The sequence below is a fragment of the Paenibacillus sp. p3-SID1389 genome, assembly GCF_025151705.1.
GTDB lineage: Bacteria > Bacillota > Bacilli > Paenibacillales > Paenibacillaceae > Fontibacillus > Fontibacillus phoenicis.
The window spans coordinates 79,399-99,713 of record NZ_JALXVO010000008.1 but is presented as its reverse complement, the minus strand read 5'-3'; the positions used below and the strand labels follow the sequence as shown (position 1 = coordinate 99,713).

Here is a 20,315-nt window from a genome sequence, read left to right as displayed (position 1 = left end):
TTGCAGTGAATGGTAAACGCCTTGTCGAAAATAACGGCTGCGCTGCTTGCCGTGCTGCTCCTGTTTCTGTTTCCAGCGTTGCAGGCTGCGCAGCGCCAGGAGGATCTCCGATATTTGGCGGCGTACCATACGTTGGTACAGTTTGCGGATGCCGTGCGGAACAAAGGGTTCGTCACGCCGGACATGTACGAGGATTTTGTCCATGAACTGGAGTTATCCGGAGGATGGTATGAGGTTGAGCTGGAGCATCGTCATAAGATCTATCACCCGGAATACGGCGATCCGGCTGACCCGGGAACTTTCTTAGGTGATTTCAGCGTCGTATACAATGCTTACTATACCTCAGATATTTTAAAGGTCCTGTTTCCATCCGGAACAGGGCAAGAAGGTGTCCCGTACAAGCTAGAGGAAGGGGACTTCTTCACCGTTACAGCCTACGACCGCTCCCGGAGCCCGCTGGATATTCTATCGGAGTTTCTATATAACAGTGAAGGGAAGAAGGGACCGTCTTTACTCACCTACGGAGGTATGGTGCTCAATGAAGATTACTGACTGGGCCGTGATCTTTGTCATCATTATTGCTCCAGTTGTTTGGCTGGGCGGGCTGCGAGCGGAAAATTTACGGGAGGTTAACCGGCTTGAGACCCGATATACGGCCGCCTTGCGCACGGCGGTTCAGGATGCAGCGGCTTCGTTAAACCGGAACGAGCTGCAGCAATTCGAGAGCGGGTACGGATCCTCGAAATGGATGCGGGCGGATAAAGAGCAAGCCCTTGCCGCACTGCTTCGGAGCTTGTCCTTGAATTTCGGCGTAGCTGACGATCCGGCGGGACAGCAGTCGCTTCTAGCTTATATCCCGGCGATCGTTGTCATGGACTATGACGGCTATTTTCTGTATGCAGCGGACATGGATCTGAGCAGTGATACGTGGACTTACCGGTGGCAGGACAAAAAGCCCTATACATATTTAGACGCAAGCGGGAACAGTATCGCGTTTACGTTGGATAGGAACGTGACGGCTTACGATGCAGCGGCGAACCACTGGTTCAGCGGGCTGCAAACCGAGATTAAGTCCGAGATCTCCATTCCGCTGCTGCAGAATGAGGAAACCTTTGATGCCGTTCGGCGTGCAACGATCGTCCGCCGGATTGAAGAGGATCTGGCCCGGGCGATTCGCGCTCATAATCGGATTGCGGCAAAGCTGGGAGTGGATTATACGTTTACGCTGCCGGTGATCCCGCAGGAGGAGTGGAATAATACGTTAGATGATGTCGGAATCCTGGTGTTTCTGCAAGGCATTCCGGTAGGTGATCACTACTATAACAACTATGCATTCGGCGGGGGAAGATTAGACCTGGCACCGGCGATCGTTGGAGCAGTTGATCCGACCACGGGGTTAAAATATTACTATCGAAAGACCTGTGCTCGTGCCTCGGAGTTAGGTTATCGCGAAGAGGAGATCTTCCCGAATGAACGTGCTGCGGCCGAAAACGGGTATTTTTCGCTGGATTGTAGAGCATTCGAACCTGAAGAGTGAGGGGAACTCCTTTGAATTCTTGCCCTATCTGTACTATGCTTGAAACAAACCATCGAAGCGGTTGTTTCACCGGATTCGATAAGAAGACAAGCATTGGCGAGGGGAGTGCGGAAATTGGAGAGAACGCATGCTGAGCAACAACTGCAGCATGAACGCCAGCAACCGGATCGATATTCCCGGCAGCGATTGTTTGCACCGATAGGTCATGCGGGCCAAGACCAGCTTGAACAAGCGAAGGTGTTAGTCGTTGGAGCTGGGGCGCTTGGCACAGGGATCGCTGAAACGCTCGTTCGCGCAGGTGTCGGACATCTGGTGATCGCCGACCGGGATTACGTGGAATGGAGCAATCTGCAGCGACAGCAGCTATTTTCTGAAGCGGATGCGGCCGGACGAGTACCGAAAGCGATCGCGGCCAAGCAACGGTTAAATGCAATCAATAGTCAGGTGCGCATCGATGCCCATGTGATGGATGTTGATCCGGAGGAATTAGAAGACCTCATTCATGGCGTTGACCTCATCATGGATGCTACGGATAATTTCGATACGAGATTGATGATTAACGACATCTCGCAAAAATATCGCATTCCCTGGATCTACGGCGGATGCGTAGGCAGTTACGGAATAACTTACACGATTTTGCCCGGCGAAACGCCTTGCTTGAACTGCTTACTAGGGACTGTACCGCTCGGCGGAGATACTTGCGACACCGTAGGGGTGATCCCGCCGGCCGTACAAATGGTTGTAGCCCATCAAGCAACGGAAGCATTAAAGCTGCTCACCGGAAATACGGAGGCGTTACGGGGCACATTGCTGACCTTTGACCTGTGGCGAAACGAGCAAACCTCAATTAAAGTGGGCACAGCCAAACGGAACGATTGCCTTTCTTGCGGAAGCGAAGCCACCTACCCGTATCTGTCTGCGGCCGGCAACCGAAAGACGGAGGTGCTTTGTGGCAGGGACACGGTGCAGATTCGTCCGGCAACAAAACGGAAGCTTGAACTGCAGGAGATGGCAATGAGGCTGGAACGATTGCAAGAGGGGAAGGTGGAGGTAAATCCGTTCTTGCTCTCTTTTACAATCGATGAAAAGCGGTTGGTCTTGTTTGCGGACGGGAGAGCGTTAATTCACGGTACGCAAGATCCTTCAGAAGCCAAAACCATCTATGATCGCTATATAGGTTAAGGATCAACATGATCCTTTCCGGGTGACCGAATGATTTCCCGGTGGAATGACCATCTTATTAATGGATTGGCAGATGCAGGTAAGGTGGTCGCGCGATGAAAGGTTACATTATGCTTGTTTTAGAGGATCAGGCTCAAGGGGAGCGAATCAAGGCTGGATTAGAGGAAGCCGGCTATCAGGTCGATTGGAAGCAAAGCGGCTCCGGCGTGCTTCGTATAATAGAAGAAGAGCTTCCGGATTTGCTGCTGCTGGGTATGGATTTGCCGGATGATGCTTCCCAGGTCCTTCTGGAGGAAATTGGGCGGTTCGCTCCGTTTCCGCTGATCCTTCTGCTTAAGGAGTGGAACACCGATGACGTTGTCGCCGGCTTTGCCGGGGGAGCCAACGATGTCGTTCCGATCACGATCCCCATGGCTGAGTTGTATGCTCGGGTTGGTCATTTGATTTCACTGTTCAAACGGCTGGGGGATGGCTCCCTAACCGAGTTGACCTTTGAGGATTTACGAGTCGAGCTGCGCAGCCGCAAGGCTTGGAGAAACGGGGAGTCCATTCGATTGACGCCGAAGGAATTCGATCTGCTGCTCTTTTTGATGAAGCGGGCTGGGAAGGTGTGCGGACGGGACTTGATCCTGCAGCAGGTTTGGGGGTATGATTTTTCAACCGGAACCAACGTGGTGGATGTCTATATTCGGCATTTACGCAAAAAAATCGATAAAGGCCATTCGAGAAAGCTGCTCCATACGATTCGCGGCACCGGATATATGTTTGGTTAAACGTAAGCCAGCCGTTTATCCCATGGCAAAGGAAAAAGTCGTTGCGATCAACTGATCTATGCAACGACTTCTTATATCAAGAGAGGGGCTTGTCCGACTAAAGGACGCGACGAGCCTTCAGATAAGTACTTTTCCAGTTGCCTGAGTTCAAATTGGAAATCGTTACCCCTGGTTTCCCGTAAGTATGAATAATTTTTCCGTTGCCCATATAGATCGCTACATGGGTTACGTTCTTACCGTTTGCCCGGCTGCCGCTGGAGAAGAAGACCAAATCGCCCGCTTTCAGATTGGACTTCGACACAGCGTATCCCACTTTAGCTTGTGCAGCGGAAGTGCGCGGCAAATCAACGCCATATTTCTTAAATACATATTTCGTAAAGGAAGAGCAGTCGAATACCTTAGTCGTCGAAGTCGATGCTCCGAATTTGTAAGGAGTGCCCAGGAAATTCTTCGCGTAGTTTACAACCTGCGTGCCTTTAGATACGGCAGTGCTTGTTGCCGATTGGGCTTGTACTGGTTCAGCACCACCAGCAAGCAGCGTACCGAAACCAATGGCGGACACCAGTCCAACCGTCAATACTTTTTGGAATAGTTTGCGTTTAATCATGTTGTAGTACCTCCAATTTGTGATTTGACCGGTTCGTTAGTTGGAGTATAACAGATTTGTAATCTCCTATATTTTGGTAGAATGTCCTAAAAACCTTGGGCCACAACGGTTTGGAGGCAATTATTAAAATAACATTAAAGTTTACATTTTATTAAGATATAGAGAATTTCCTTACACCTTTACATATGAAAATCAATGAAAAAACCCTTGAAAAACAAGGGTTCTGCTTTTCTTTCATCTTTTCTTCTAAGGGTCAACTAAAGGTTACAAAAATGATACATATTAAAAAACGAATCAAATGGCTAATCGCGGCTATGAATAATGAGCAACCAGCCCTCGTTCACATGCACCGTTCCGACGGGAGCCGCCAATTGATTGCTCACCGCTAGAGATTGACCTATTCGGAGTGTTGCATTATCTAGCGGGTACATGAATCCTTCTAACGTAATTCCGGTTACGACAGGGGTCAGCGGGAGCAGAGAAACATACGTATATCCACGATCCTCAACCTGGCAGACCGATCCGCACAACGTAATGTAATTATGTTCATCCCATATGGCGCAGGTAATGCCTTGCTCCGCTGCACGCAGCAACATATGTATATTGGCCAACGTATGATCCAAGCGGGTTCCGATTACGCCGGTTAATACAATTTCTGCCGGGTTTCGCTGGACGGCAAGGTCAAAGGCCAGCTCCGTATCCGTCAGATCTTTATCAATCGGATCGCAGATGACCAGCTCTTTGCTGCAGCTACGAATCCGATCCAGCTCTTCCTCGTTCACGGAATCGAAATCGCCCACTGCCAGATGCGGTTTCATCCCGTGCTCCACCAGAAATAAGGCCCCGCGGTCAGCGCCGATCAAAAAATCATCCGAACGCACCTCACGAAGCATTCCCGGATCTAAACCTCCGCCTGCAAAAATGAGCACCCGGTTCACAGTCATTTCGATTTTCTTCCTTTCCCGAACAATATCTTCTGCTTTCGTTAGTATAATTCAGATTTTAGGGTTGCACAATTTCCACTTGTGGGCCTACAATGGGGATTGATAAATAAAAAGCTGACAATGAAAGGCAGAGAAGGACGGAAGAGATGCACATCTTTGAGATTTTTAGCATCATCGGGACGGTAGCGTTTGCGATGTCCGGCGCGTTCGTGGCGATGGAAGAGGAGTACGACATCCTCGGCGTGCTGGTGCTGGGTTTGGTGACGGCGTTTGGCGGCGGGATCATCCGCAATGTCTTGATCGGCGTCCCGGTAACGACGTTATGGGGGCAAGGGGATTTAATTATGTTGGCCGTGATGTCCGTGTTTGTTGCCTTCGTGCTGCCGATGCCATGGGTTCGTCGTTGGAAACGGACGGAGGTCCTGTTCGATGCGATTGGTTTGTCGGCTTTTGCAATTCAAGGGGCATTGTATGCCACGGACATGAAGCATCCGATGAGCGCGGTGCTGGTGGCGGCGGTGTTGACCGGTATCGGGGGCGGTATTATCCGCGATTTGCTGGCCGGGCGTAAACCGCTGGTGCTGCGCGACGAAATCTATGCGGTATGGGCGATGCTGGCAGGGCTGGCAGTTGGGATGGGGTGGTTCGTTTCAACTGTGGAATTGATTTTGTTGTTTGCGGCTGTCGTCTTCTTCCGGATGTTATCCGTCCATTATAAATGGAAGCTGCCTAGACGGTCACTAACAACAGGGGATATCTATATTGGAACGGAAGCGAAGCCTAAGACTAAAACAAAGTCCAGTTCTGAGCGGGCTATTGTGCAGGATCAGACTCCTTAACGCGCATAAGAGACCATGCAGAAAGACATCAAGAGAGGCTGTCCGAAGTAGATGAAGGTTCTACCTTGGACAGCCTCCCATTTTTCTGGATATGAAAGCGTTATTTTAAGAAGTGTACCAGCGCATCAGGCAGCTCTTGCTGCCAAAATCCCCATAAATGTTTCCCGTCCTTCTCGAAATAGGTGACGCGGGCTCCGCGTTCTTCAAGTAAGGCCTTGGCTTTGCGATTTAACTCAACAAAATTATAGGTGCCTGTATCCGTTGTATAATGATCCTCCTGCAACCCCACGATCATGAAGAGCGACAAATAGGAGAGATCGGTCTCTTGAGCGAGAATCTTCAGAGATGGTTCATAGTAGGCGCCGGACAAGCTGATGATTTTGGAAAACAGTTTCGGATTTTTCATAGCCAGATGAAGGGAGACAGTTGCCCCTAAAGAGTCACCAGCCAGCACCCTTTCCTCGGGTTCACGACGAACCGGATAATTGCGTTCGATGAAGGGAATAATTTCTTCCGTGAAACAGCGGGTATAGGCCTCAAAACGGTTTCCGAACGGGGCATATTCCTCTGTGCGCACTGCAGTATTTACTTCAATGCCAACAATGATGAACGGCTCGATCCCTTCATCTAAGATCAGTCGATTGGCATGTGTCGCAATTCGTCCGAAATTGAAGAACTCCTCGCCGTCCTGACAGTAAACGACAGGATAACTGAGGATTTCGTTATAACCAGGAGGCAGATACACGCGCAGATAACGTTTCTCTCCTAAGAACTGGCTATGGATTTCCTCTTTGACAACGGTTCGTTTCAAATATTTCGAATCTGTCATAGTTCTACACACTCCGTACGATAGATTTTGCTTTTGGATGTTGAATCAAGTAACATTTAGCATGGTGCAGGATATCGCTAGCTTACCACAAAATAGATCTGTGTTATACTAATTTCCCAAAACTGTTACATACACAAAGATAAAAATATAACACAACAACCCTTAATTCCTTTGACTTCTAGAATGAAACAGGAGTATAATAATTCTATAACAGAGGAACAAGTTAATCAAATATTCAGTCGAGGTGAAAAAAATGAGCAAGATTCCTTATGAAGTATACACGGAAGAAGTAGAAGCTTTGACCGTGCTCTCGCCAGACGGTGAAATCGTTAACAAAGATAAAGTACCGGCTCTGTCCGACGATGAATTAAAAGAATTGATGTATCGCATGGTATTTACCCGTACTTGGGACGAACGTGCGATCAACTTGGGCCGCCAAGGCCGCCTCGGATTTTATGCTCCAGTTTCCGGGCAAGAAGCGACAATGGTAGGTAGTGAATTTGCGCTGGATAAAGAGGACTTCATCTGCCCGGGTTACCGCGATATGCCGCAGCTCGTATGGCATGGACTTCCACTGTATCAAGCTTTCCTGTATTCCCGCGGCCATCAACATGGCGGACAAATTCCGGAAGGCGTTAACGTACTTATGCCGCAAATCATCATCGGCGCACAAGTATTGCATGCAATGGGGATCGCCATGGGCTACAAGCTCAAAAAACAAAAACAAGTCGTTATCACTTACACCGGTGACGGCGGTTCTTCCGAAGGCGATTTCTACGAAGCATTGAACTACGCTGGCGTATTTAAACTGCCGGTTATTTTCTTCGTGCAAAACAACGGTTATGCCATCACGACACCGTTCTCCAAACAAACTGCAGCTTTGTCGATCGCGCACAAAGCAGTTGCTGCTGGGATCCGCGGCGTGAAAATCGACGGGATGGACGTATTTGCAGTTATCAGCGCCGTGCGTGAAGCTGCTGAACGTGCCCGCAACGGGGAAGGCGCTACTTTGATTGAAGCCGTAACTTATCGTTTCCGTCCACACTCCCTGTCTGACGACACTTCGAAATACCGGACGAAGGAAGAAGAAGGTCAATGGAGCGAGAAAGACCCGATCGCTCGTCTGGCTAAATATTTGGAGAAGAAGGGTCTTTGGACCGAAGAAGATACCGCTCGTGTGAAAGAAGAAGCGAAAGCGAAAGTAAACGAGCATATTAAGAAAGCAGAACAAACGGAAAAAATGACAATTCCTGGCCTGATCGACAGCATGTTTGAAGTAACGCCTAAACACCTGGAAGAGCAAAAGGCCGATTTTCAATAAACGTACGTGTAAATTAGTCTGATCGTTCTATAGAGGAGGATACAAGCAATGGCACAAATGAATATGAAAGAAGCGATTCGCGACGCCTTGCGCGTCGAACTGCAACGCGATCCAAATGTTCTGATTTTCGGCGAAGACGTAGGTAATGTCGGCGGGGTGTTCCGTGTAACAGAAGGTCTGCAAAAAGAATTCGGGGAAGAGCGCGTAATGGATACGCCGCTCGCAGAATCCGCTATTGGCGGTTTGGCGGTAGGCTTGGGGATTCAAGGCTTCCGTCCAATTGCGGAAATTCAGTTTGTTGGCTTTATTTTTGAAGCATTGGACCAAATTCTTGTACAAGCGGCCCGGATGCGTTACCGTTCCGGCGGACGTTATCATTCCCCGATCGTGTTCCGTACTCCGTTTGGCGGCGGCGTTAAAGCGGCTGAGTTGCATACCGACGCTTTGGAAGGCCTGATCGCCCAAACTCCGGGGATCAAGCTGGTCGTTCCTTCGAACCCTTATGACGCGAAAGGTCTGTTGATCTCTGCGATCCGCGATAACGATCCTGTATTCTTCATGGAACACTTGAACCTGTACCATGCGTTCCGCGAAGAAGTGCCGGAAGGTGAATATACCGTTGAACTGGGCAAAGCCAAAGTCGTTCGCGAAGGTTCCGATGTTACGATTCTTGCATACGGTCTTATGGTTCATACCGCAGTTAAAGCTGCTGAAGAATTGGAAAAAACCAAAGGCATTAAAGCTGAAGTGATCGACCTGCGCACCCTCGTACCGCTCGACATCGATACGATTATTGCCTCTGTGAAGAAAACGAATCGCGCTATCATCGTTCAAGAAGCGCAAAAATCGGCCGGTATCGCTGCGGAAGTCATCGCGCAAATTAACGAGAAAGCGATTCTGCACCTGGAAGCTCCTGTACTGCGTATCGCTCCACCGGATACCGTTTATCCGTTCGCGCAAATCGAAGATCAATGGCTGCCGTCTCCGGCTCGCGTGATCGATGGTGTTAACAAAGTGCTGGAATTCTAAATCGAAGAACAAATAGGAGGTCTTTCCTGTGGCGAAGTTTGAATATCGGTTCCCTGAACTAGGCGAAGGCTTGCATGAAGGTGAAATCATCAAAATGCATATCAAGCCAGGGGACAAAGTAACGGATGAAGATATCATCATGGAGGTACAAAACGACAAAGCGATCGTTGAAGTACCATGTCCTGTGAACGGTGTTGTACAAGAAGTGTTTGGTAAAGACGGTGCCGTGTTCCGTGTAGGCGAAGTTGTTGCCGTCATCGAAGCTGAAGGCGATATTCCTGAACAAGAAGGTGCTCCAGCTCCAGCGGCTGAAGCAAGCGCTTCAGCCGCTCCAGCAGCAGCTCCGGCTCCGCAAGCAGCTTCTTCGTCTAAATTTGAGTACCGCTTCCCTGAGCTTGGCGAAGGTTTGCATGAAGGCGAAATTATCAAAATGCATATTAAACCGGGCGACAAGGTAACGGACGAAGACATCATTATGGAAGTCCAAAACGACAAAGCGGTCGTTGAAGTACCATGTCCAGTTAACGGTACGGTTCTTGAAGTGTTCGGCAAAGACGGTGCGATCTTCCGCGTAGGCGAAGTCGTCGCCATCATCGATGCCGAAGGCGATCTGCCTGAACAAGCCGCAGCACCTGCACAAGGTCATGACGCTCCTGCTGCTGCAGCAAGCGCACCGGCCGCAGCCGCAGCTCCTGCAGCTCCAAACCGTGAGATCCTCGCTACGCCTGGCGTACGCAAATATGCTCGCGAGCAAGGCGTTGACTTGTCGCTGGTACCAGGGACAGGGAAAGCCGGTAAAATCACGAAGGAAGACGTTGACAACTTCAAGAAAGGCGGAGCTGCCGCCGCTGCTCCAGCTCAAGCTGCTGCACCTGCACAAGCCGCTGCGCCAGCCCAAACTTCAAAAGCACCTGCTGCCGCTGCACCAACAGCGATCGCAACAGAGGGCGAAGAAGAACGCGTTCCGTTCAAGGGTATCCGCAAAGCGATTTCCAACGCGATGGTGAAATCGGCTTACACGGCTCCGCATGTCACCATTATGGATGAAGTGGATGTTACGGAACTGGTTGCTTTCCGTACTCGCATGAAACCAATCGCCGAGAAGAAAGGCATTAAAGTCACTTATCTTCCATTCATCGTTAAAGCGCTGGTGGCCGCTTCCCGTCAATTCCCGGCTCTGAACGCTTCGATCGATGAAGCGAACAATGAGATCGTTTATAAGAAATACTACAACATCGGGATCGCAACCGACACCGATAACGGCTTGATCGTTCCGGTCATTAAAGATGCGGATCGGAAGAGCATATGGATGATCGCCGAAGCGATCAAAGACCTGGCATCCCGCGGCCGCGAAGGCAAACTGGCACCTCACGAAATGAAGGGCAGCACGATTTCGATCACGAACATCGGTTCTGCTGGCGGTATGTTCTTTACGCCGATTATCAACTACCCTGAAGTAGCGATCCTTGGTACCGGCCGCATCACCGAAAAACCGGTGGTTAAGAACGGCGAAATCGTTGCTGCACCGGTTATGGCCTTGTCGCTTAGCTTCGACCACCGTCTGATCGATGGTGCAACAGCACAGAACTTTATGAACTATATCAAACAGCTGCTCGCTAACCCAGAGCTGCTCGTTATGGAGGTGTAATCGTCAATGGTAGTAGGAGATGCTTCTATTGATATTGATACATTAGTTGTTGGGGCAGGTCCCGGCGGATATGTGGCGGCCATTCGTGCCGCCCAACTCGGGCAAAAAGTGCTCATCGTCGACAAAGCCGAGCTTGGCGGTGTTTGCTTGAACCGTGGTTGTATCCCGTCCAAAGCGCTGATCGCGGCAGCTCACCAATACGAATCTGCTCAACATGCAGAGGTGTTTGGGGTAAAAGCGGAGAAGGTGACCGTAGACTTCAAGAAAACCCAGGAATTCAAAAGCAGTGTCGTTAAGAAGATGACCCAAGGCGTTACCGGCCTGCTGAAAGGCAACAAGATCGAAGTTTTCAACGGTGAAGTGATGTTCATCAATGAAAACGAAGCTCGCTGCTTCAACGATCATGAATCGCCGCGTTATCGCTTCAAGCATTGCATTTTGGCAACCGGCTCCCGTCCAATCGAGCTGAAAGCCTTCCCGTTTGGCGGACGCATCCTGTCCTCGACGGAAGCGCTGGAGCTGCAAGAAGTTCCAAGCAGCCTCATCGTTATCGGCGGTGGATATATCGGTGCCGAACTCGGCCAAATGTACTCCAAATTCGGCACGAAAGTGACGATCATTGAAGGTATGGATACGGTACTACCTGGCTTTGATAAAGACATGACTCGTCTGGTTGCCAAGAACATGGCGAAAACCGGCATTGAAATCGTGACGAATGCTAAAGCCGAAAGTGCAGAACAAACCGATAAGAACGTTACGGTGAAATATTCCGTAAACGGCGAAAGCAAAGAAGTTACCGCCGATTACTTGCTGGTAACGGTTGGACGTCGTCCGAACACCGACGGCGATTTGGGTCTGGATCTGGCCGGCGTTGAGTTGACTGACCGCGGTTTGGTTAAAGTTGACCATCAAGGCCGCACCAGCAACCCGAAAATCTTTGCGATCGGCGATATCGTAGCTGGCCCTGCGCTTGCGCATAAAGCTTCCTATGAAGGGAAAGTTGCGGCAGAAGCCATCGCGGGACTTCCTTCCGTGGTGGATTACAAAGCGATCCCAGCGGTCGTATTTACCGATCCGGAATGCGCCAGCGTAGGTCTGACGGAGTCGGAAGCGAAAGAGAAGGGCTACAAAGTCAAAGCCGGCAAGTTCCCGTTTGCGGGCAATGGTCGCGCGACTTCTCTGAACCAGCCTGACGGCTTCATCAAGATCGTTGCTAACGCTGATAACCATGTCGTTCTCGGCGCGCAAATCGTCGGGATCGAAGCATCCAACCTGATTGCTGAGCTGGGCTTGGCGGTTGAGATGGGCGCAACGCTCGAAGATGTCTCGCTGACCATTCACGCTCACCCAACTTTGGGCGAAATCGTGATGGAAACTGCAGAACTGGTTGAAGGTCATCCGATCCACGTCATTTCACGCTAAAATTAGCGAACGTTTATCCCACTTCTTCTAAAAGTGGTTCATCTCCTAAATATGTTGGGCAAGACCGATGTTACGGTCTTGCCCCTTTTTTATTGCTGGTTTTGACTTCATTTCACTCCAAGCCGCATCCGATAGCCAAACAGGATACGTCGACTTTCTCCGCCAAATCCCTGTTTCACTCGTGCGCGAAATTGCTCGGCAGCGGCAGCAATTTCGTCCGCGCCTAATTTCAAGGCGGTTTGCAATCCGCCTTGACTGAGGGCCAAGTTCGCATACCGATCGGCATCACAGTCCTCCCAATGGTGAAAGACGATCTCACGGGAATATCGGAACAGGCCGCTCTTGCGGATTTGCTGTAAATGCTGATCTTTGGGCCATTTATAGGCTTCCTTCCCGGTTTCACTTAGTTCGCTGGCTCGTTTGTCACCCAGTTGAATGAGCTCTTCATAGGCTTGCTCAAGCTGGGGCGAGGCGACCGGCGGCCAATCGCAATCGTATGCGGCAAAAATGCCTCCAGGACGCAATACCCTGGCGAATTCTTGCAGTGTCGGTTGCGGGTCCATCCAGTGAAAGGATTGCGAGCAAGTGACCAGATCAACGGAGGAGTCTTCCAAAGGCAGTTCATAAGACAAGCCTTTAACAAATTGAAGCTGCTTTGGACCGCCGAGTTCCTGCCAGCGGTTCATCGCTACGGCGCGCATATCATCGTTGGGTTCAATCCCGACGATTTGCTTCGCATGATCCAGCCAGATAAAGGAGGAGAGACCGGTACCGCAACCGACATCTGCAATGACCTCCGGGCTGCGGCCTAAATACATCGTGAGGATGCCAATTAAATCAACCGGAGCCTTGGGTCGGCTCTGGTCATACAGATCACTGAACCCGCTGAAACGTTCAATGTTGTTTTGACGGATTTGTTCGCTCATTAGACAACTCTCCTTTTTCATACGCAAGACGAAGGTTATACCGATTATACCGCAAAAAAGCCTAGCACAAAAAAGGTTCTCGGCCGCGTAGACCAAGAACCCTTTGCATTTAAATAAACAAATTAATGCCCGATTGATCGGCCTTACCTAAATAATAGCCAACTCCGCCGATTTTGACCCCGTCGATCAACTCTTCTTGGCGTATGCCCATCAAATCCATGGACATTTGGCAGGCCACGATTTCAACCCCTTGCTCCATGGCGCTGGCCATCAATTCCTCCAAGGACGAGACGTTGTTCTGTTTCATCACGCCCCGAATCATCTTCGCCCCGAGTCCGAGCATGTTCATGCGGGAAAGGGACAATTTGCGGCTGCCGCGCGGCATCATCATGCCAAACATGCGGCCGATGAAGGTTTTGGCGACGGGAACTTTTTCCGTCTTGCGAAGAATGTTCAGTCCCCAGAAGGTGAAGAACAACGTGACTTTTTTGCCGCTGGCCGCTGCGCCATTGGCGATAATAAACGAAGCGATCGCCTTGTCCAGATCACCGCTGAATACGATCATCGTCGAGCCTTCCGGCGAGGACGCCGGCTGCGCCGCAGCAGCCTCAGGCTGAACCGGGTTTTCCTTGCGCAAATAGGCTTCGATGATGCCATCCGCACGTTTGGCGACCTGGAGCATCTGATGTTTGGACATGGCGGCCCATGCCTGCACATCCTCATAGAAACCCGGATCCGATGCGGTTACGTGCAGAATTTGTCCGGCTTCCAAACGGTCCATCGCTTGTTTGACCTGAATCAACGGACCCGGACAGCACAACCCGCAGGCGTCGAGCTCCGCATCGGCATGCTGCTTGGCTTGGGCTTCGCTTGGCGCGGCCGAATGCCGCTCAGTCTGTGGTTCGGCCGGGACTGTCTCCGCAGCGGCGACCTCCATTTTTGCCGTATGATCTGCGGGAAGCTCCTGTGAAATTGCCTGACCAGGCTGGTAATTGGCCATTTGATACAGCTTGTAACCGCCGGTTAGGTTGCGTACTTTATAACCTTTTTGCTGCAGAATCCGAGAAGCGGTATATCCGCGCAGCCCTACTTGGCAGTAGACCCAAATTTCCTTGTTCGGGTCCAGCTCATTCAAGCGATCACGTAACTCATCGACCGGGATCAGCAGGGAGCCGGGAATATGTCCGTTGGCATGCTCCAGCTCTGAACGAACATCAACCAACATGGTGGTTTGTTCATCCCGGGTCGCCAAATCCTGAGGCACAAACACGCGAACTCTTTCGCTCAAGATGTTCTCGGCGGTATACGCCGCCATGTTGACCGGATCCTTTGCCGAGGAGTAGGGAGGGGCATAAGCCAGCTCCAGCTCGGCCAAATCCGCTACCGTTCCGCGGAATCGTATCACCGTGGCGATGTCGTCAATCCGTTTATCTACCCCGTCATACCCAACGGCTTGCGCGCCCAGTACCGTTCCGTCAGGCTGAAACAACAGCTTGATCGAGAGCGAGGTAGCGCCGGGATAATAGGAGGCATGGGAGTTAGGATGAACCACGGTGACATGGTATGGGATGCCCATCCGTTGGAGTGTTTTCTCATTGTTCCCGGTAGCCGCTCCGGTAAGTCCAAATACTTTGATAATGGACGTGCCTTGCGAGCCTTTATAGGTGGTTCCTAGACCGCAGACGTTGTCCGCAGCGATCCGTCCTTGCTTGTTGGCAGGTCCGGCGAGCGGGATCGCTGTTTTCGAGCCATTGACGAAATCAACGACTTCAACAGCGTCCCCCACGGCATAAATGTCAGGAATGCTCGTTTCCAGCTTATCGTTTACGAGAATATGTCCTCTTGGTCCAAGTTCGATGCCGGTATCCTTCAGAAAAGCGGTATCCGGCTTTACGCCAATCGCCAATACAACGAAATCAGCAGTACTTTCGCGCCCGTCCGAAGTGTGCACCGTAATCCGGTTGCCTTGCTCCGTAAACGAGGTGATGGTCTGCGACAATCGCAGCTTCACGCCGTGATTCTCCAGCTCTTTGGCTAGGACTCCCGCCATTTCGGGATCAAACGGTGCCAGAATTTGCGGACCGCCTTCAATTAACGTCACTTCAAGCCCGATTTCTCTTAAATTCTCGGCCATTTCGACGCCGATAAAACCGCCGCCGATCACAATGGCCGAACCTGCGTGCTCATCCACAACCCTTTGTTTCAGGCGGTCGGTGTCCGGTATATTCCGCAGTGTATGAATACGGCTGCTATTGATGCCGGGAAGATTCGGACGGATGGGTTTCGCGCCGGGCGACAAAATCAAGGCATCGTAGCTTTCGCGGTATTCGCCGCGTTCTTTGCTGCGGACCAGCACGGTTTTGGTCGCCGGATCGATCCCGATCACTTCGCTTTCCGTGCGGACATCGATGTTAAAACGGCGCTGCATCGCTTCCGGTGTTTGCACCAACAGCTTCGAGCGTTCCTTGATCGAATCGCCGATGTAGTAGGGGAGCCCGCAGTTCGCGAACGAAATATAGGGGTCCCGTTCAAACATGATGATATGCGCTTCTTCATCCAGACGGCGAAGTCTTGCGGCCGCAGAGGCTCCGCCGGCAACGCCTCCGACAATAATTACCTTTTTGCTCATCGGATTATTGTTCCTCCTCGAACAGATGGCGAACCAGTTTAATGACTCGCTCATTCGCCAAATGATAATTGACTTCCAATCCGTTGCGTTCAGCTTCAACGATACCTAAGCTGCGCAGCTTCTGCAGGTGCTGGGATACGGTCGATTGCGGCAGATCCAAGCACTCCTGCATGTACGTCACATTGCATTGCTTCTTATCCAACAAACCGCGGACGATACATAACCGAACCGGATGCGCCAAGGCCTTCAGCATTTCTGCTGTTTCCTGATAGGCTTTGAAATTGTAATCCATGTAGGTTCACCTCATTAATATCCTATCAATCACTATATCGTAATATTACGATATAACAATGCATTTTGCAACTTATAAGTACAACATGCGTTAGATACAGTAGTTAGAGAGTACGTCAAACCCGGAGGTGCCTTTTGCATGCAAAAAGCAGGTAGGTTCTTATTCATGCTATTGACTTTGATTGTGGCTGGTTGTGATCCAGAAGCACAGGACAATGGGGGTTATACAGGCACAGAGATGGAGCAACCGTCCATGACCAAACAAGATCACAATGGGGAAGGTCAATTATCGTCTACTCCGGTGCTTCCTGCTGAAGTAGATCCGGATCAATTGAAGGGGATCTTCGGATTTGCTGACGAAACTGGAAGCCGGATCATCGTGGCCGGGGAGGAAGAGGGGCAGCAGGAGCAGCTGGCTCAAATCACCTATGCAATTGGCGAGAACGGAGTTGTGCTACCCGTCACCTACGATACATGGCAAAGAGGAGACGGCGCAGGTTCAGGAAGAGACACTTCCTACAATTTCGCGCATTTGTCCGGGGATATCTTCACTGTGACCGAAGGTACGGCACAACCGAATGCGACGTATTATCTCTTCCAACCGCAGGACATCCCGCTGGATTCCTTATTGAACGTCGTTACCGATGGACGCTCGGTAATGGATGAACCTCTACGCGAGAAGCTTGAATCCGAGAAGGACAGAACAATTCGGCAACTCTGGAGTCTAGTGGAGGTTGGTTCGGATGCGAAACTGTATTTGGCGTTATTTCAGCCGGACGGGAAGAACCAGTTGTTTAGTTTCGTCCTCGTGCGGGACCATGGAGTTGTCGTCCTAGACTATCCCGCTGTTGCCGAGGATACGAATAGCGTCTGGCGGGTAGATGACCAGGGGGAAGTGACCCCGGAGATGTTTTCCTTTCTGTTTGCGGCCCAAACTACCGGTAAAGGGATATTAATAGGGTTGGAATGGTATGGGGCGGAAGGGATCAATGTGTTATTCCTGCATGGAGAGAAAGATCGGTTAATCGAACTTGAAACCCGATACGGTAGATATACGGCTCCTTTGTAAGCATCTATGAGATAATTCCAAACAAAGTTCCTCCGTCTTCTCCTGTCGGCAACCTATTGGCTTTGTTAATCGTCAATAGAACCGACAGGAGAAATGAAGGAAAAGTTTGGAGGATTGCCCATGCTCGCTCGAAGCTCGTCTATCTTTTATCTGATCTACCTGCTGTTCAGCCTGTTGATGGGGAACCGGACGCTAGCCCCACACGAGGAAACAGCCCCAGTGTATCCCGAACGGTTGGCCGGACAAATCGAGGACGAGATCCTGAAAGTCACGGCCAACGCAACCCGATCGGAGGACGGGTCGGAATATCGTTTGGAAGTCACCTTAACGAACAAAACGGGAACGATGGTAAATATTATTGCCGACTGTGGAAGCTCCATCACCATTGTTCGTAAGGAGCCGCCTCCCGAGGACCGCATATGTGCCGCCGTATATTCCATGGGAATTTACAAACATTCATCTACGACGGAGCAATATGACGTTCCGGTTACCGATATAATCAATGAAACCTTAATGATCAAAATCCGATACGAAGACGAAGGAGTCCGCGGAACTCTGGAGCTTAGCTTAACTGCTGAATCGTGACCCGCCTCTATTTAGGCAGCTTCGCAGAAGCGTTGGTGATGGTCCGGGAGATTTGTTTTTCCCAATCGTACACTTTCGTTAAAGAGGTGTGAATGGTTTTCGTTTGATCATACACAATCTTGAGCTCCAATGCTGCAACAATGGCGTCGCCTCGCTTGACGCTGGCCTTATATCGTTTATCAGCCGCCGAAAGGTGTTTTCGCGCGGCGGCGACGGATTTGTTTTCGGCGGTGATCTGCTTTTTTAACGTTTGTACGGGGGCGAGCGCGTCTTTAACGACTTTGACTTTGGCGGCTTTCGCTTTCTTCGCAGCGGCCAGCGCATCCTTCTTCGCTTTGATTTCCGCTGAAGCAGCCGTTGCTGCGGGCTTCAGCTGATTGCGCTTCAATTCCAGCAGATCCGCCGATTTCTTATCTTTGCGTATCTTGGCTGCCGAAACCTGCTTGCCCAAAGATTTGTACTCTTCCAACAGTGAGGCATGCTTCCGCTGCAATGATTCGGATTCCTGAGTCAGGCGAGTGATTGTGGCTTGATCGATGGCTTTGAGCTTCGCATTGATTGCTGCCAAAGCGTCATTATTCTTCTTGCGCAGTGCTGAAATTTCAAGGCTTTCCTGTTTGACCAGCGTTTGTACAGCGGTTAACCCATCATACATCGCATCAATCCCGCTCAAGGCCGCTTCCCAAGAGCTTGCGGCATACATTGGTCGGGTTCCGCTCATCATCAGCGAAATCGTAATTACCGCCAGCAACAGCAGTCTGATCGAATTTCTCCACTTCATAAACCGTCAACTCCCACCTATACGAATTTGCCATCCTCATAGGAACGCAAAAAAGCACCTGGCAAGAAAGGCGATTTCGCCTGACTTGCGAGGTGCTTCACTCGCTTGAATCTATATGATTTTGGCATATTTAACTATAAACTACCAGGCACCAAAAGTCAATCCTCTATACGAACTCACGTTCTAGATGAACGGGTTCGAGGTATTTACATAGGAAGAAATGACATACTATGTTTAAACTTTAAGGCTGGTGAGCAACATGCTATGCAATTTCTCGCGGTGCGGGCGATGCTATTTCTGGCTTCCGTTCGTTGTTTTAGGTCTGCTGTTGGGCGGATGCCGTCCAACCCCCATTCCTAAAGAACCGGATCTACTACATATCCAATCGATAAACGAACCCTCCACTGGCAAGAAAAAGGTCATTTTTGTTCTGGTCGACTCCCTCATGGACCAATCGATTCAACGCGGAATTGAGCACAATGAGCTTCCCACCTTTCAATATCTCATGCAGCATGGCCAATATTATCCTGATATGATTAGCTCCTTTCCGACTATGTCGATATCGATCGACAGTACGCTGCTTACCGGACGCTATCCGGATGCTCATCATGTGCCGGGCTTAACCTGGTATCCGCATCATGGCAAGAGAGTTATCGGTTATGGCTCTGGTCCCTTTGAAGTTTTGCGCCGCGGAACGAAATCGGTTTTGACTCATGCGTTAAAGGATTTGAATGGAAAGCACTTGAATCCCGATCTGTCGACCCTATATGAGGATTTGAAGCGGAGGGGCTTCACCTCCGGGTCGGTTAACGGATTGGTTTACCGAGGGATGACGGAACACCAAATCGACTTGCCGCAACCGTTCCGCGGGCTTGTTCCGCTGGCATTGCCTTTTCAAGTGAAAGGGCCGGATTTTCTGGCTTTCGGGGCATTGTCGAACCCTCTTGACGGGGTGACGGATTTGCCTGACGGGCCTGCGGACCGGATGGGCTTTAATGATCGATATGCAATTGGAGTTGCAAAATACTTGATCCAAACCGGTCAACTGCCGGATTTTTTGCTGATTTATTTGCCTGACCTGGATGGAAAGTTGCACAAACACGGCCTTACAGATCGTGAAGGAATCAAGGAGACGGACCAGCGCCTAAGCGAGTTGCTGGAGGCTTACGAATCTCAAGCGCAAGCGCCCAACGATACGATTCTGATCGTTGCGGGAGATAGTGGAATGAGCCAAGTGTTGCCCAAAGACCAACAGCCGGTGATTTATTTGCCCAAGCTGTTACAGCGGTATCACGTGCTGCCGACTGGCGAAGCCATCGACCAGTCTACGGAAATTGCCCTTGCTGTAAACGATACGATGGCCTATGTCTACATTTTGAAACCTGAGATGCCGCTGAAGGAAATCGCCGATGTGCTGAGGAGCGACCCGCGAATCGACATCATTACCTGGCAGGAAGATGGCTGGATTCACTGTGTGAAAGCAGGGGATCCGGCATCGATGAGATTCAAAGCAGGCGGGGATTTGCAGGATCCCTACAATCAATCCTGGACCGTGCAAGGGGTGGAACGGATTCTCGATTTGAAGCGGGAGAACGGCACCGGGCATGCCGGGCCACTCCGGATTACGTATGGAAAATATCCAGATCCACTGCGTCGCTTACAAGGCGCCCTGCAATCCCATGAAGGGAGATTTCTCATCGTCACCGCCAAACCGGGTTATGAGCTCGCGGAAGCCGGAGCGCCCACGCATGCTGGAGGCGGGGCTCATGGGGGCCTGGATGCGTCAGCTTCGCTGGTGCCTCTGATCATCTACGGAACGGAGAAGAGGCCGGATTTTTTGCGTATCGTCGATTTAAAGGCTTACTTGCTAGATTTGCTGCAGACGGAAAGCCGTAAATAAATC

Annotated in this window: 19 protein-coding genes; 12 read left to right on the top strand and 7 right to left on the bottom strand. The window is 50.6% G+C overall.

Annotated features, from left to right (window positions below; all coding sequences use genetic code 11):
• The first annotated feature begins 9 nt into the window (after positions 1–9).
• The 4 genes from M3G15_RS05500 (at position 10) to M3G15_RS05485 (ending at position 3,492) form a co-directional block, all read left to right on the top strand.
• Positions 10–552: a hypothetical protein gene (locus tag M3G15_RS05500; RefSeq protein WP_260070318.1), complete on the top strand. Its 543-nt coding sequence runs from the start codon at positions 10–12 to the stop codon at positions 550–552.
• Positions 539–1,537 carry a hypothetical protein gene (locus tag M3G15_RS05495; protein WP_260070317.1) on the top strand — a complete coding sequence of 333 codons (999 nt, stop codon included), beginning with the start codon at positions 539–541 and terminating at the stop codon, positions 1,535–1,537. Before M3G15_RS05500 ends, M3G15_RS05495 begins: the two co-directional genes overlap by 14 nt.
• A gap of 114 nt (positions 1,538–1,651) precedes the next feature.
• Positions 1,652–2,719 carry a thiazole biosynthesis adenylyltransferase ThiF gene (locus M3G15_RS05490; protein ID WP_260070316.1) on the top strand — a complete coding sequence of 356 codons (1,068 nt, stop codon included), beginning with the start codon at positions 1,652–1,654 and terminating at the stop codon, positions 2,717–2,719.
• A gap of 95 nt (positions 2,720–2,814) precedes the next feature.
• The gene (locus tag M3G15_RS05485) at positions 2,815–3,492 is read left to right on the top strand and encodes a response regulator transcription factor (protein ID WP_009226191.1); all 678 of its coding nucleotides are present in this window, start codon (positions 2,815–2,817) and stop codon (positions 3,490–3,492) included.
• A 97-nt stretch (positions 3,493–3,589) separates the two neighbouring features.
• Here the strand turns inward: M3G15_RS05485 and M3G15_RS05480 are convergent, their stop codons facing one another.
• Together M3G15_RS05480 and M3G15_RS05475 are read right to left on the bottom strand one after the other, a co-directional pair.
• Positions 3,590–4,099: a C40 family peptidase gene (locus M3G15_RS05480; protein ID WP_260070315.1), complete on the bottom strand. Its 510-nt coding sequence runs from the start codon at positions 4,097–4,099 to the stop codon at positions 3,590–3,592.
• Positions 4,100–4,401: 302 nt separating this feature from the next.
• Complete coding sequence (locus M3G15_RS05475) at positions 4,402–5,043, bottom strand: thiamine diphosphokinase (protein WP_260070314.1); 642 nt, start codon at positions 5,041–5,043, stop codon at positions 4,402–4,404.
• A 146-nt stretch (positions 5,044–5,189) separates the two neighbouring features.
• On the opposite strand from M3G15_RS05475, the gene M3G15_RS05470 reads away from it, so the two are divergent.
• Positions 5,190–5,882, top strand: coding sequence for a trimeric intracellular cation channel family protein (locus tag M3G15_RS05470; RefSeq protein ID WP_260070313.1), 693 nt, complete (start codon positions 5,190–5,192; stop codon positions 5,880–5,882).
• Positions 5,883–5,982: 100 nt separating this feature from the next.
• On the opposite strand, the gene M3G15_RS05465 is transcribed toward M3G15_RS05470, so the two are convergent.
• Entirely contained in the window at positions 5,983–6,711 is a 729-nt protein-coding gene (locus M3G15_RS05465) for an alpha/beta hydrolase (protein WP_260070312.1), read from the bottom strand.
• 253 nt (positions 6,712–6,964) lie between these two features.
• Here M3G15_RS05465 and pdhA point away from each other — a divergent pair, with 253 nt between their 5' ends.
• The 4 genes from pdhA to lpdA are packed head-to-tail and all read left to right on the top strand — an operon-like array spanning position 6,965 to position 12,131.
• Positions 6,965–8,032 carry a pyruvate dehydrogenase (acetyl-transferring) E1 component subunit alpha gene (gene pdhA, locus M3G15_RS05460; RefSeq protein WP_260070311.1) on the top strand — a complete coding sequence of 356 codons (1,068 nt, stop codon included), beginning with the start codon at positions 6,965–6,967 and terminating at the stop codon, positions 8,030–8,032.
• 48 nt (positions 8,033–8,080) lie between these two features.
• Positions 8,081–9,061 (top strand): alpha-ketoacid dehydrogenase subunit beta, encoded by a 981-nt coding sequence (locus M3G15_RS05455; RefSeq protein WP_260070310.1) that lies wholly within the window; start codon positions 8,081–8,083, stop codon positions 9,059–9,061.
• Between the two features lie 28 nt (positions 9,062–9,089).
• A complete protein-coding gene (locus M3G15_RS05450) occupies positions 9,090–10,709 on the top strand; it encodes a 2-oxo acid dehydrogenase subunit E2 (RefSeq protein ID WP_260070309.1) in 1,620 nt (539 codons plus the stop codon).
• A gap of 6 nt (positions 10,710–10,715) precedes the next feature.
• Entirely contained in the window at positions 10,716–12,131 is a 1,416-nt protein-coding gene (gene lpdA / locus M3G15_RS05445) for a dihydrolipoyl dehydrogenase (protein WP_260070308.1), read from the top strand.
• Positions 12,132–12,238: 107 nt separating this feature from the next.
• On the opposite strand, the gene M3G15_RS05440 is transcribed toward lpdA, so the two are convergent.
• The 3 genes from M3G15_RS05440 to M3G15_RS05430 form a co-directional block, all read right to left on the bottom strand.
• Entirely contained in the window at positions 12,239–13,057 is an 819-nt protein-coding gene (locus M3G15_RS05440) for a class I SAM-dependent methyltransferase (protein WP_260070307.1), read from the bottom strand.
• Positions 13,058–13,166: 109 nt separating this feature from the next.
• On the bottom strand, positions 13,167–15,686 hold the full coding sequence (locus M3G15_RS05435; RefSeq protein ID WP_260070306.1) for an FAD-dependent oxidoreductase: 2,520 nt from the start codon (positions 15,684–15,686) through the stop codon (positions 13,167–13,169).
• Positions 15,687–15,690: 4 nt separating this feature from the next.
• Complete coding sequence (locus M3G15_RS05430) at positions 15,691–15,978, bottom strand: ArsR/SmtB family transcription factor (protein ID WP_009226180.1); 288 nt, start codon at positions 15,976–15,978, stop codon at positions 15,691–15,693.
• Between the two features lie 252 nt (positions 15,979–16,230).
• On the opposite strand from M3G15_RS05430, the gene M3G15_RS05425 reads away from it, so the two are divergent.
• On the top strand, positions 16,231–17,046 hold the full coding sequence (locus M3G15_RS05425) for a hypothetical protein (RefSeq protein WP_260070305.1): 816 nt from the start codon (positions 16,231–16,233) through the stop codon (positions 17,044–17,046).
• Positions 17,047–17,166: 120 nt separating this feature from the next.
• Positions 17,167–17,631: a hypothetical protein gene (locus M3G15_RS05420; RefSeq protein WP_036646035.1), complete on the top strand. Its 465-nt coding sequence runs from the start codon at positions 17,167–17,169 to the stop codon at positions 17,629–17,631.
• 7 nt (positions 17,632–17,638) lie between these two features.
• Here the strand turns inward: M3G15_RS05420 and M3G15_RS05415 are convergent, their stop codons facing one another.
• Complete coding sequence (locus tag M3G15_RS05415) at positions 17,639–18,412, bottom strand: MreC domain-containing protein (RefSeq protein WP_260070304.1); 774 nt, start codon at positions 18,410–18,412, stop codon at positions 17,639–17,641.
• A gap of 445 nt (positions 18,413–18,857) precedes the next feature.
• Between M3G15_RS05415 and M3G15_RS05410 the strand changes: the two genes are divergently transcribed.
• Positions 18,858–20,312 (top strand): alkaline phosphatase family protein, encoded by a 1,455-nt coding sequence (locus M3G15_RS05410; RefSeq protein WP_260070303.1) that lies wholly within the window; start codon positions 18,858–18,860, stop codon positions 20,310–20,312.
• Positions 20,313–20,315: the final 3 nt, after the last annotated feature.